General features: G+C 36.0%; 16 protein-coding genes. 13 read left to right on the top strand and 3 right to left on the bottom strand.

The window, feature by feature from the left end; translation table 11 throughout:
* Positions 1-59: 59 nt before the first annotated feature.
* The 12 genes from V6C17_RS14390 to V6C17_RS14445 all read left to right on the top strand — a co-directional run bounded on the left by V6C17_RS14390 (position 60) and on the right by V6C17_RS14445 (position 9,156).
* A complete protein-coding gene (locus tag V6C17_RS14390) occupies positions 60-926 on the top strand; it encodes an MBL fold metallo-hydrolase (RefSeq protein WP_333523271.1) in 867 nt (288 codons plus the stop codon).
* Positions 927-1,066: 140 nt separating this feature from the next.
* On the top strand, positions 1,067-1,441 hold the full coding sequence (locus V6C17_RS14395) for a DUF2294 domain-containing protein (RefSeq protein WP_333523272.1): 375 nt from the start codon (positions 1,067-1,069) through the stop codon (positions 1,439-1,441).
* Positions 1,442-1,601: 160 nt separating this feature from the next.
* On the top strand, positions 1,602-2,966 hold the full coding sequence (locus tag V6C17_RS14400; RefSeq protein ID WP_333523273.1) for a DUF3360 family protein: 1,365 nt from the start codon (positions 1,602-1,604) through the stop codon (positions 2,964-2,966).
* A 335-nt stretch (positions 2,967-3,301) separates the two neighbouring features.
* A complete protein-coding gene (locus tag V6C17_RS14405; protein WP_333523274.1) occupies positions 3,302-3,694 on the top strand; it encodes a MarR family winged helix-turn-helix transcriptional regulator in 393 nt (130 codons plus the stop codon).
* A gap of 101 nt (positions 3,695-3,795) precedes the next feature.
* A complete protein-coding gene (locus V6C17_RS14410; RefSeq protein WP_333523275.1) occupies positions 3,796-4,557 on the top strand; it encodes a 4Fe-4S binding protein in 762 nt (253 codons plus the stop codon).
* A gap of 234 nt (positions 4,558-4,791) precedes the next feature.
* Positions 4,792-5,094, top strand: coding sequence for an ArsR/SmtB family transcription factor (locus V6C17_RS14415; protein ID WP_333523276.1), 303 nt, complete (start codon positions 4,792-4,794; stop codon positions 5,092-5,094).
* A gap of 13 nt (positions 5,095-5,107) precedes the next feature.
* Positions 5,108-5,875, top strand: a complete 768-nt coding sequence (locus V6C17_RS14420; protein ID WP_333523277.1) for an EFR1 family ferrodoxin — start codon at positions 5,108-5,110, stop codon at positions 5,873-5,875.
* Between the two features lie 19 nt (positions 5,876-5,894).
* Positions 5,895-7,046, top strand: a complete 1,152-nt coding sequence (locus tag V6C17_RS14425) for an aldo/keto reductase (protein ID WP_333523278.1) — start codon at positions 5,895-5,897, stop codon at positions 7,044-7,046.
* 152 nt (positions 7,047-7,198) lie between these two features.
* Positions 7,199-7,543 (top strand): PAS domain-containing protein, encoded by a 345-nt coding sequence (locus tag V6C17_RS14430; RefSeq protein ID WP_333523279.1) that lies wholly within the window; start codon positions 7,199-7,201, stop codon positions 7,541-7,543.
* Between the two features lie 69 nt (positions 7,544-7,612).
* Positions 7,613-8,044 carry an N-acetyltransferase gene (locus V6C17_RS14435; protein WP_333523280.1) on the top strand — a complete coding sequence of 144 codons (432 nt, stop codon included), beginning with the start codon at positions 7,613-7,615 and terminating at the stop codon, positions 8,042-8,044.
* A 216-nt stretch (positions 8,045-8,260) separates the two neighbouring features.
* Positions 8,261-8,707, top strand: a complete 447-nt coding sequence (locus tag V6C17_RS14440; protein ID WP_333523281.1) for a LytTR family DNA-binding domain-containing protein — start codon at positions 8,261-8,263, stop codon at positions 8,705-8,707.
* An 11-nt stretch (positions 8,708-8,718) separates the two neighbouring features.
* Entirely contained in the window at positions 8,719-9,156 is a 438-nt protein-coding gene (locus tag V6C17_RS14445; RefSeq protein WP_333523282.1) for a hypothetical protein, read from the top strand.
* A gap of 361 nt (positions 9,157-9,517) precedes the next feature.
* Here V6C17_RS14445 and V6C17_RS16000 read toward each other — a convergent pair whose 3' ends face one another.
* The 3 genes from V6C17_RS16000 to V6C17_RS14455 form a co-directional block, all read right to left on the bottom strand.
* Entirely contained in the window at positions 9,518-9,742 is a 225-nt protein-coding gene (locus tag V6C17_RS16000; protein WP_442891510.1) for a helix-turn-helix transcriptional regulator, read from the bottom strand.
* Between the two features lie 9 nt (positions 9,743-9,751).
* Complete coding sequence (locus tag V6C17_RS14450) at positions 9,752-10,504, bottom strand: hypothetical protein (protein ID WP_333523283.1); 753 nt, start codon at positions 10,502-10,504, stop codon at positions 9,752-9,754.
* Positions 10,505-10,721: 217 nt separating this feature from the next.
* Positions 10,722-11,369 (bottom strand): LysE family translocator, encoded by a 648-nt coding sequence (locus V6C17_RS14455; protein WP_333523284.1) that lies wholly within the window; start codon positions 11,367-11,369, stop codon positions 10,722-10,724.
* Positions 11,370-11,520: 151 nt separating this feature from the next.
* On the opposite strand from V6C17_RS14455, the gene V6C17_RS14460 reads away from it, so the two are divergent.
* Complete coding sequence (locus tag V6C17_RS14460; RefSeq protein ID WP_333523285.1) at positions 11,521-12,408, top strand: LysR family transcriptional regulator; 888 nt, start codon at positions 11,521-11,523, stop codon at positions 12,406-12,408.
* Positions 12,409-12,417: the final 9 nt, after the last annotated feature.

Consider the following 12,417-nt stretch of genomic DNA (forward strand, 5'->3'; position numbering starts at 1 on the left):
TACAGGAATTACTTAAAAGATTCACGAACATGTAAAGATCACTTTTTGGAGGAAAACTAATGAAAGCAGTTAATAAGATTGGCCGAGGAATGCTCTTTACCTTTGAAGATGATATTACGATATATTTAATTCAGTCTTGTAATAGATGGTTTTTATGTGATACCCACTTAGGACCGCTTTCAATGGAATATATAAAAAAATATATCTCGCAAAAACCAAATGTCAACGATATTGTAGTCTTTAACACTCATTCGGATTGGGATCATATATGGGGCAATTGTGCATTTAAAGATAAATTAATAATTGGTCACGAAACATGCCGAAGAAGGATTAGCGAAATTGGAGCATATGAACTTGAAATATTAAACGATCACCATAAAGGTAATATAGAATTAGTTTTACCTAAATTGACGTTTAATGATCGGTTAATCTTTGAGGAGGACGATATCGAATTTATATACGCACCGGGGCACACGATAGATTCCTCGATATGCTTTGACCGTAAAGATTCAGTGCTGTTTGTTGGAGATTTAGTAGAGTATCCAATACCATATTTAGACTATCATGATTTAGAAGTTTATATTAAGACGTTAGAATTTATTAAAAGTTTCTCCGCAAAGCTTAAAGTATCATCACACTCAGGTATTATTGATAATGTGATAATTGATAGCAACATTGCTTATATACGAGGTATTCTTGAAGGAACCTACATAGATCCGAACGAGTATCAAGGGTGTGTAGATGTTCATAACTTTAACATTAATAATAGACTATTCTTAAAGTATGAAAACATTGTTCGGAATAAATTGAAGACCAATTTTAACTATGCTGAATTCAGAAGAAATTTCGGGAGTTTAAAAGAGGCAAAATATGGTGACTTAGAGAAAGCGTTAGAGCTTTGTCTGGCACAGTTTTCTAAATGCTGAAGTTCCTAGTAACAAAAAGAAATTAGCGTGCTTAAGACAGCTACAGCCTAGAATAATGTATACAAATCGGCTATTCTTGCATCTTTCAAACTAATATGCTACTATATCAATTATATCAAAGAGGCCATGGGGAGACGTTCATGACGAAAGGTCAAATAGAAGCCAAGTTAAGTGAAGCCATAAGCAAGTTTGAAATAGAGGTTATGGGGCGAGGGCCCAAGCAAATCCGCACATTTATTTTACAAGACTTGATTGTGGTAAGATTAAATGGCTTTCTCAGTCCGTCTGAACGGAAACTGGCCGAAAGCAACCAAGGTGTAGAGTTATTAAAGAAACTTCGTACTACCTTATTTGAAAATGCTCGAAATGACTTAGAGGTTCTCGTCAAAACAGTAACTAATACAGATATTATAAGTATACACTCTGATGTTAGCACCAGAATTGGTGAGAATATCATTGTATTTACTGTTGGGGAGAACTTAGAAGATAAACTTAAAGCTAAATTGGGAGACTAACGAAGGGTTTTAACCAGTCGAACGTAATCCAATATCTATCTAATTCCTTGAAGGGGATTTAATAGATATTGGATTTTTTATTGTAAAAATAAGACATTATCTACAGATATTAGGGTGCTGATGAGTGGTTTTTATTTTTTCAGAAAAAGGAGTGATAAAAGTGCGTAAAGATTTATTAGAAAAAGACCTTCTGTCTTATAATCCTAAAAGATGGAGGATTAATATTCCTTTTAAGGATTATAGCTTTAAGGTTGAAGATTTTGTACCCGCGTTATCCGGGGCAATAGGAAAAGTAGCAATAGTTGCTGCTTTTGCAGTGGCCTGGTCAAAGGGCTTTGGTATTACTGACCCATCATTTGTTACAGAGAATGTAAGGCTTGAAATAGTCTTAGGGAGTATACTGACACTCATTCTATGTGCCTTTTTAAACCCTTACGCCGGTCCTCCCGGGACACTTGCTCCATTAATCCCTATCATCCCATTAATGGTTGTTTCAGGTGTCCATCCATTACCGTTAGGAATTATGATCGGACTAATTGGATTAGTGATTGCCTCCTTTAATTGGTTTAGCAAGATTGTTCAAATCAATGGTACGGGAACAAAAGGTGGAGTAATATTATTATTCGGGTTTATGGGTATAACCAGTTCGCTGGATACTTTGCGTTCTTGGTCCATTATTCAAGGTTCTCCTGATATTTTTACTATTCTTATAGTAGCGGGAGTAGTGCTATTTTTAATTTTAAATAAACTTAAGCTCCGCTGGCTTATCATACCAATATGTGCTGCCGCCGCGCTAGTTATATCGGCATCCTTTGGTATTTATCCTGCGTTTAAAACAGGAGCAGGTTTGCCTACTATTGACGCTAGTTTATGGTGGAATGAAAAATGGGGTATTGGATGGGGGCTGAGTGCGAGTAATTTTATCAGCGCACTTCCATTTGCAATACTCGCAGTGGTTATGTGGCCAATCGATGCTGTGGCGATAAAAACTATCCAGGAAAACAACTATCCTAAAGAAGCTAAAAAGGCAGTTTTTGATATGAATGACACCTATTTAATTGTTGCGCTAAGAAATATAATTGGAGTGGTCTTGGGTGGGGGGCAGGTTGCCGCTGTTTGGAGAAGCTTTATGATTCCCCTCGGCATGGTAAAGCGTCCAATAGGTGCAAGTGCTTTTTTGTTAGGGGTAGTTGGTATAGCATTTGGACTACTAGGATTCCCAATAGATATTGCAGTTTTTCCGCCGCTCTTAGGGCTTGTACTAATCTTCGGTGTATATTTGCCCCTTGTAGAAGTCGGTTTAGATACAATTAAGAGTACGGCTGAAATACAGATTGCAGCGGTATGTTTTATTATAGGAATTGCTGTTAATCCGGTAATTGGCTGGATTGCGGCAGTTCTTATAGAAAACTTCAAGCTGATAAGTGCCTCTGAATGTACAAGAACACTTACTCGACAAGAAAAACTCATTACTGCCTCATTAGCCGGAATAACTCTATCCACGTTTTTTATGGCTAGCGTTTAAGTAGTTCGAAGATAAGTATTATGAAATGTGAAAATAATAAGCAAGCTAGATAGATGAATATTTTTATGGAAAAGCGTTTATATCTAAGGTTAGGTTTAGATATAAACGCTTTTTAAAAAATATGGATTTATAAAATCTAAAATATTTACATTACAAACCCTTTTAGCCAATATGACTTAGGCCGATTAATCTTAAGTACCAGATTTAACTATTGACGGCACTATAATAAAAACATACAATAGTGTATATACACGTAATAAAGTGAGTATGAAAGGAAATTTGCTGTGGAACGCATTAATAAACTATATCCTAAAAGTTCGAGTATATGTAATTGTATGAATATTCGTCGGGCTTCTCGTGCTGTCACCCAGTTCTATGATGAAGTGCTCCAACCAAGTGGACTTACTATTGCCCAATTAGGGTTGTTGCGCCACATTGAGCTTGCGGAAAAAATAACGATCAGTGCATTAGCTAAGATGATCCGCATTGACCGGACTACTCTTAACCGTAATTTGAAACCGATGGCTGAAGCGGGCCTTATTGTTATTAACCCTGGAGAAGATTCGCGCACCAGAGAAATAACATTGACAGAAGAAGGGAAAGTTGCAGTCACTAATGCTTGGAAACTATGGGGAGAGGCCCAAGTATCTCTAAAGGAATACCTCGGTGAAGAAGATTTGACAAAGTTAATACAGTTGCTGTCGAAGTTAGAGGCACTAGTACCTTGAGCTGGATTGAAAATCCCTGTTTGTAGTATGGGGGGGCTATTTTTTACTATTTTGAGTGTATATACACATAAAATAAATCAACTATTAAGGAGTGATGGATTATGGAGAAAACAATTCGAGAATATATTTTAAACTTAGGTGTAGATGACGTTGGCTTTGCGAATGCTGCAGCGTATCAGAGTCCTAAGTCGTATGAAATTACAAAATTTCTACCAGATGCAAAGTCAATTATTGTATTGGCGTACAAAGTATTATCAAGTTGTGAAAGCCCGAGCTGGACCGCTGCTTTAAATGGTTATATTGACCTAGGCGCTTTTGCTCGTTCGACCCAATATCAAATAGCGAGATTTTTAGAGCGAAACTATGATGCAAAGGTTGCAAATATACCGCTATCCTATCCAATTGAGATACATCATGATCGAAGAGCAATTGCCGACTTTTCGCAAAGACATGCTGCGGTTGCTGCAGGGCTTGGAACTTTCGGTCGTCACAATCTGGTAATACATCCAAGCTTCGGAACTCGTGTTAACTTTGTTAGTATTATTACGAACCTTGAGTTAGATCCTTCACCCCAGAATAACGAAGAGTCCTGTATTCACTGCAATATTTGTGTTGAAAACTGCCCAGGAAGGGCATTAGATGATGAAGGAAAAACTGATATTTTAAAATGCATGAAAAACTCGCAGCCCTACGGCTTAGGCTCAGATATAAGATTTTGGACTGAGCTGACGGATAGCTCGCCCGAGGAACAAAAAGAAATGTTTAGCAGTGAACGATATGCGAGATTGAAGCAGGCTGCCCATTTAGGAAATCAATATATGTGTTTTAACTGCATGAAACTATGTCCAGTAGGGAAGAAATAAAATGTACCATGTCATGAAGCTCCTTTGGCTAAATTGAACCAGAGGAGCTTCATGACATTAAGCCCCAAAAAGGATAATATATTAGATTTTTGATAATCATAGGTGTGCTTTTTATAATCATTTTGGAATAAGTAAGCATAGATAAGATACATTGACAATACGGCAAAATTTGGTTAAAATCAATTCGAAAGTTATCGAAATATAATAGATTGAATTAAGGGGATGCCGTAAAAAGTGGATACAAAAAAAGTGGCAAAAATCTTTAAGGCTCTTTCTAATCAAAATCGCTTAGAGCTGTACTTAAAGATTGCTAAGGCTCATGAGGCCAGCTTTGAGACAGGCTGTGAATGCTTCGTTTCAGATATTATTGAGTCGTTGAATATTGGTGCGCCTACTATTTCACACCATATCAAGGAATTGGCAAACGCTGAGTTAATCTATACTGAAAAACGCGGAAAATTTTTAATTTGCCGAGTAAATGAGGACCTTGTAACTGAAGTTAGCAAGCTTCTTTCATTGCAATCATCGTGGGAATAAGGTGAACTGAGATATGAAAACTTTTGTTTTTTCAGCCACAGGAAATAGTTTGTACGTTGCGAAGCGAATCGGAGGAGAACTTTACTCAATACCACAGGTGATTAACCAAGAGAAAAGGGAATTCGAAGATGAAGTAATTGGATTTGTATTTCCTTGCTATGGATTTGGACTTCCAAGGATGATAGTCGACTTTTTGCACATGTCCAAATTTAAGGCAGAATACTTCTATGCAGTTATGACCTATGGTAATAAGGCGGCGTCAGGTCTAAAACACCTAGAGAATACGGGAGAAGAAGTAGGTATTAAGTTTGACTATACAAATGAAATATTAATGGTTGATAACTATCTGCCCTTATTTAAGATAGAAGACCAGCTAAATAAAGAGGACTCGAAAAAAATTGAAGTAAAGTTGGAACAAATAGTTAGTGATATTCAAAGTAGACGGAATTTACTTACTAAAAAAGGGATTGTGTCAGATGCTTTTTCAAAAGTTATTCATAATCTTTTTATGAAAAAACATCTTAATACTGGAGATAAGCAGTTTATTGTACAAGAAGACTGCAACAGTTGCAAAGTTTGCGAGAAAGTCTGTCCCAAAGCTAATATTAAAGTCAATTTTAAACCTGTATTTTTGCATAGATGTGATGGATGTTATGCCTGCATACATCATTGTCCTCATAATGCAATACACTTGAAATATGAGCGAAGTAGTACAAGATTCATTAATCGTAACGTTAAACTGCAAGAGATTATTAATGCGAACAATCAGTATATAAAGTAATTTATTTGGGAGGAATATCATGTTATATCGTAAGTTTGGAAAAACGAATGAAGAGGTTTCTGTTTTAGGGTTCGGCTGTATGCGGCTGCCGATTATTGATGGTGATCCAACTCACATTGATGAAGATAAGGCGATAACTATGATGAGATATGCAATTGACGCGGGTGTAAATTATGTAGACACTGCCTACCCTTATCACGGTACTGGTTTTACTAAAGGCGGTGAAAGTGAGCCTTTTGTCGCGAAAGCCCTAAAAGATGGATACAGGGACCGCGTAAAATTAGCAACTAAACTACCAAGTTGGTTAATAAAAACGCGCTCTGATATGGACAAATATTTAAACGAACAATTGGAACGTCTCGAAACTGATAAAATTGATTTTTACTTAGTACATAGTTTGAATAAAGGTGTTTGGACTACATTAAAAGAAGCTGATTTTGGTGGTTTTTTAGATCAAGCTATTAAGGATGGAAGAATAGGATATGCAGGTTTTTCTTTTCACGATGAAGTAGCGTTGTTTAAGGAAATTGTAGATTATTATGATTGGTCATTTTGCCAAATTCAGTATAATTATCTAGATGAAAACTACCAGGCTGGTAAAGAAGGTTTAGAGTACGCTGCAAAAAAAGGGCTTGGAATTGCTATTATGGAACCACTTAGGGGCGGCAATCTTATTAGGCTGCCTGAGAAAGCACAAGATGTTCTTATTGACTCTGAGGTGAGAAGAACACCAGCGGAGTTGGCGCTTAGATGGGTAATGAATCACCCAGAAGTATCAGTTGTTTTAAGTGGCATGAGCACAATGGATCACGTCATAGAAAACGTAAAAGTAGCCTCTCAAGCAGCGCCTAATTCATTAACATCAAACGAAATTGCCGTAGTAGATGAAGTGAAGAGGCTATTTAAAGAGAGAATAAAAGTGAACTGTACTGCTTGTTCATATTGTATGCCTTGTCCGGCAGGAATCAATATACCTAATATCTTTGGAAATTATAATGACTATTGGGTTTTCGACCGATCTCCAGAGGCTCAGAGAAGATATGGAATTATATCGAAGCTTGCAGCTCCCGCATCTAAGTGTATTGAATGTGCTAAGTGTGAGAGCCATTGTCCTCAAGGAATTGGCATTCGTGAAGAGCTGAAGAATGTAAAAGCGTTATTTGAGGAATAAAAGGATAAGAAAGATAATTGAATTAAACGTATGTAATTTTAGTTTAATGAAAAACAGTTAAATGGCAAACGCTCTCGGCGGGTGCTTGCTTTGGAGAATAAGACCTTACGATCATAGGAGATACTGTCAAACTGTACCTAAGGAGGATAATCATGGAAAGGGAAAAGATGCTAGCTTATATTTTGGATGCGTATCCTTATCCTATTGTTTATGTGGATAGCAATCATATCATTAGATATATGAATAAAGCGGCAGAGTATCACTATTACTCGGAGCGAGGATATAGGGAACTAATTGGCAGATCAATTTTTGAATGCCATAATTCTCAATCGGAAGTGAAAATCCATGAGGCAGTTGAGAAATTAAAAAAACATGGCAATGAAATTTATCTCGGCGTAAGTGTTAAGAACCAGCGTATCTATATTAACCCGGTGCGTAATGAAGCTGGGGAACTTATTGGATATTTTGAAAGATTTGAGTTGAATTTAGAAAAATAAATCGGTGGTGACTTTTGTGAAAAAGGTTGGAATAGTAGGTGAAATTGGCCAAGCTTATAAGGAGAGAATATGATCAAAGAATTTGAAATGCTTGATACGAAAGAAGTTATGGACATCTGGCTAGATGCAAATATTGCAGCACATAGCTTTATACCCCAAGAATATTGGATTGATAATTATAAAGTAGTTGAAGAAACCTATCTACCCTCTTCGCAGACCTTTGTTTATCAACAAGCTAATACTATTAAGGCGTTTATTAGTATTGTTAATGGTTCATTTATTGGAGCATTATTTGTTTCCCCAGAATGCCAAGGAAAAGGTATAGGTAAAGAGCTGATTAACTACTGTAAGTCTATATATTCAACTCTAGAATTAGCAGTCTACTCTCAAAATAAAAGTGCGGTAGAATTTTACAAGCATTGTGGGTTTACGATTATTGCAGAGCAGCCCAACGAAGATTCTGGATTTAATGAATATATAATGTCGTGGGTTAAAAAATAATAAGTATTTTATAGATTGGATAAGGGTATAGAAAACATGCCCTTACACTAATTAACGATGAGAGCTATACCACACTTTACTGTGAGGTATAGCTCTTCTTAGTTCGATAGATCATTAACATATTGCAGCTTAGATAGCTAAAATTGCAGGTTGCTATTAGCCGGTTGAAATGGATCAAATTACTAACATATACTAGAAATATAGTGAAAAGTGGAGGTGAGCAATATAAAAGTCACCATTGAGAATATACCTGCCGGAACTGAACCAGAAATAATTATTCGATGCAACGAAGTAGATAATTCATTACTGCAGCTTGTTGATGCAATTAAATCAGCTTCGAAAAAACTAATTGGTACTATAGATTTACAAATGCATATCATTGATCCTAACGATGTATTTTATTTTGAATCAGTAGATAACAAAGTATTTATTTATTGTAGCGAAAAGGTTTTTGAAACAAGATTAAAGCTTTATGAAATTGAAAAAGAATATGAAAATTGGGATTTTTTTAGAGCTTCTAAATCGATAATTCTAAATATCGCAAAAATCCACTCTTTAAGTCCTGTTTTCTACGGACGATTTGAGGCATTGCTTCGAAACGGGGAGAAGGTAGTAATATCTAGGCAATATGTTCCCATACTCAAAGGTAAATTAGGATTATAAGGAGGGATATTGTGCAATTTAGCAATTACCTTAAGTATTTCTTAACGGATATTTTTCAAGCTAGTGGATTACTAATAATTATTACTTTGATATTTTTAGGCATTAATTCAATAGAAACAATAGAAGCTTCGCTGTTATGGCAAATTATTATACTAGCCTGTATTTATACACTGTATAAATTTGCTTTTGCAAATAAGCTGGATTTAGGTAAAAAGGCGCATTTAATCAGTTTTACTATCTGTTCTGCACTAGCCACTACTCTGGTTATAGTGTGGCTATCCTTGTTAAACCCAACTATTGAAAAAAATCTTATAATAATCTATATAGTTGTAAATTTATTTGTAAAGGTATCAGTCTACGCTATGATGTATATAGATGGTCAAAACCAAGCAAGACAACTTAACGAGAAACTTAGTTATTATAAAAATGGTGATATCGAAAAAAGCTAACACAAGCTCCTACTCACTTAAATCAATAGTAATATAAAAGGCTCGTCTATCCTTTAACTATTGTATAAGAACAAGGAGTATTCTTGGTATATTAAGATAAATTATAGACAATAACCCTTACAATATATATTTATAATCAAGTCTTAAAAAACATAGTATTTATAGTAAGTACAGTAAAGTACTCATTTATAATAAAAGCACGAGGTTGTTATTATCCTCGTGCTTTTTGCTTTGAATTTTTTAATAACTCTATGAACTGACTCAGCTCATCAGGCGTAACCTCTGCTTCTATTGCTTCTCCAATGACAATATCATAAGCTAAGTGTTTTGGTGATCTTAACGCTTTTTCAGCCTTTTCGATCTAGTCTTGCGATAATACAGTGATTCTATCATCTAAAAAGAAGTCTTGCGGTCTGCCAAGTATGTTAGCTAGGAGTTGTAATTTTTTTAATCGCGGATACTTGCGTCCTAATTCATAGTGATTAATTAACGACCGGCTAAACCCTAACTTTTCTGCAAGTTCCTCTTGTGTGTAACCTAACTGTTGTCTTGCATATCGAAGTTTTTCGCCTAGCGGGTGTTTTATTCTATGTTACTAAATATTACTCACAATATAATTAGGATCCATTTTCGTATCATATCCATTCGAGACCATTAAGACAAAGTGAACTCCCGTATTCTCTGCATAGGATAACAGTTCTTCAATGTTGTCAATTCCTTTATCTGGAGCGAGGCGGCCATGAACGACATCATGCCGTATGGTATCAAACACAGCTAATTTATCTCTACTATATTGATACTTTTCGTGTTCTATAACGCTGGTGACTTGACATCTCCGATATAGGATATCGCACTTTTCTAACAATGAACTTCTTTCTATTTCCGCCAGTTTTTTCTTAAGAAGATGCAGTCGGATCTGTTCAGGATTTGAGTCTTTTATTTCAGAAAAGCTTATTTTGCGGTCCTTAATTTCGTCATCCCAGCGGCTAGGGTCTATTATTGTTGTAACTTCACATAACTGGAATAGTACACTATCGAGTATTGTATGTGCAAAAATTATACTTGCTGCGTCTATTGAAGCCTGTGCTTTTTTTAGTCTGTTATCGGCAACAAATTGGGCAAAGCCTGCAGGTGTGAACTTTTCTAATAGCTTCTCCTTTATAAGATACTTGTCACCATCAGGTGAGCGAAGTAACTGGAGAACAGCCGTTAGTTGTTCATCGTATAGTTCATCCCGTGATTGTTCTAGTCCGGTAGAAGATAATGCACGGAAATTTTTTATAGATGCAAAGTTAAACATAACAGATCCTAAGGATTGGCTTAGTATTTTGATACCTTGTTCACTCATCCTATTCCCTCCCGATCATAGTACTAACTTGTCACTATTGTACTATAGAATATAATGCTTGATAAGTATTGCGATTTAATACAAAAAAGCACCTCGTTATGAGATGCTACTTCTAAATCTAGCTTATCTTTGTTGATATAAATATATGGAAAAAGGCCCGACATTATTTGAACTCTTTATGAGTAGAGTTTAAATAAGACTTCGACGATCCCTCTAATTATTTCACAAGCATATTAATAGCCATTACTAGCAACAGAACTCCTGATACGGTTTTTAGTTTCCGTTGGATATTAATATCCAGCAGATAATGCCTAATTTTAAAAATCAATGAGATTATTACAGCGTACCATGCAATTAGCAATAATATAAAAATTAGTGTAAGAAAAAGTGACTGATTAAGTAAACTTTGATTAAGATTCATATACTGCGGAAATATGGATAAGAAGATAAATGAGGTTTGGATATTCAATACGTTTGTCGTGAAGCCTCTAGTAAACGATTTACGGCTTATTTCGGAGTCTGACAAATTAGTCAGATCGGTACTATTAACAGTGGTATTTCGAAGCTGGTAGGCATTAAATATACTAGAAATCGCTAAATATATGAGATATCCACTCCCTACCACCTTAAATAAGCCAAGCAGGCTAGGCGATTTAATGATAATGATAGATATCCCTAAACCAGAAAGCAACGTGTGGACAAACATTGAACTAGTAATTCCTGCAACATTATATATTGCTGCTTTATGACCAAAATTCAGTCCTGATTGAAGTACTAAAACTTGATTAACGCCTGGTGTGACTATCATTAGCATCATAACTAACATGAATGAATATAGCTCAGTGCCGCTGATTGGCAAATTCAAAATAGACAGCTCCTTTTTCATTAGGAAGTTTAGTTTTTCATAAACGCCCTAATTACAGAATCTGTTGAAATTATATCATGGACTAAACTATAATAGAATTATCGGAATTATATGCTTTGTATATCTAAAAAGTATAGTTAGAGGTGTCTGATTGGATATTCGGGAAATGAGATATTTTTATGCTATTGTGGAAGCGGGAAATATAAGTAATGCTTCTAAACGGCTGAACATAGCGCAGCCAGCACTTAGCAGGCAAATGAAGCAATTAGAGGATTCTCTTGGAGTCCAATTGTTTGAGCGTGGCAGCCGCAGAATAAGATTAACTGAAGCAGGACAGCTATTTCGAGAAAGGGCAGAACAAATCTTAGGTTTAGTAAATGGCACAATGAAAGAAATGACCGAGCTTAATTCAGGTATTGGCGGTACAATTTCATTAGGCACAGTCACAACCTCTGGAGCTACATTATTACCAAATTTAATTAGTGAATTTCATAGTCGGTATCCTAATGTCACGTTCCAGTTATGGGAGGGTGATGGTTTTCGAATTTTAGAGCTTTTAGATAATGGAATAATCGAGATTGGTATTATACGAGCTCCTTTTGACTCAGATATTTACGAGTCCATTTCCCTGCCTGACGAACCGCTAGTTATAGCCATGAACAGAACGAAATGCTATTGCGGTGAAGAATTAGAAACTATTAGGCTAATTGAGCTGGCTAGCCAACCGCTTATCATTCCATTAAGGTGGAAAGATATGTTTATTGAGTGGTGTACGAATGCCGGATTTAAGCCAAAGATTGTGTGCATAAGCGATGGCATCATGCTCAATATAATGTGGACTAAATTAGGTATTGGTATGGCATTGGTTCCTAAGTCCACCGAGGGGCTTATTTCAGACCCTGAATTAAATTATAAAACAATTATTGAACCGGCTGTTTCAACACAAACTGTAATCGTCTGGGTGCGAAATCGCAGGCTGTCAGCGAGCAGCAAGCATTTCCTTGACTTATTAAGAGACAAGATGAATGATGCTAAATAAGGGACGTAA

The organism is Dendrosporobacter sp. 1207_IL3150 (assembly GCF_036763085.1).
Classification (GTDB): Bacteria; Bacillota; Negativicutes; order DSM-1736; family Dendrosporobacteraceae; genus JBAIYU01.

Bases quoted from the DNA above. Each gene is read 5' to 3' on its own strand.
- V6C17_RS14410 (WP_333523275.1), top strand. From the start codon at position 3,796: ATGGAGAAAACAATTCGAGAATATATTTTAAACTTAGGTGTAGATGAC.
- V6C17_RS14405 (WP_333523274.1), top strand. From the start codon at position 3,302: ATGAATATTCGTCGGGCTTCTCGTGCTGTCACCCAGTTCTATGATGAA.
- V6C17_RS14390 (WP_333523271.1), top strand. From the start codon at position 60: ATGAAAGCAGTTAATAAGATTGGCCGAGGAATGCTCTTTACCTTTGAA.
- V6C17_RS14420 (WP_333523277.1), top strand. From the start codon at position 5,108: ATGAAAACTTTTGTTTTTTCAGCCACAGGAAATAGTTTGTACGTTGCG.
- V6C17_RS14435 (WP_333523280.1), top strand. From the start codon at position 7,613: ATGATCAAAGAATTTGAAATGCTTGATACGAAAGAAGTTATGGACATC.
- V6C17_RS14450 (WP_333523283.1), bottom strand. From the start codon at position 10,504: ATGAGTGAACAAGGTATCAAAATACTAAGCCAATCCTTAGGATCTGTT.
- V6C17_RS14425 (WP_333523278.1), top strand. From the start codon at position 5,895: ATGTTATATCGTAAGTTTGGAAAAACGAATGAAGAGGTTTCTGTTTTA.
- V6C17_RS14430 (WP_333523279.1), top strand. From the start codon at position 7,199: ATGGAAAGGGAAAAGATGCTAGCTTATATTTTGGATGCGTATCCTTAT.
- V6C17_RS14395 (WP_333523272.1), top strand. From the start codon at position 1,067: ATGACGAAAGGTCAAATAGAAGCCAAGTTAAGTGAAGCCATAAGCAAG.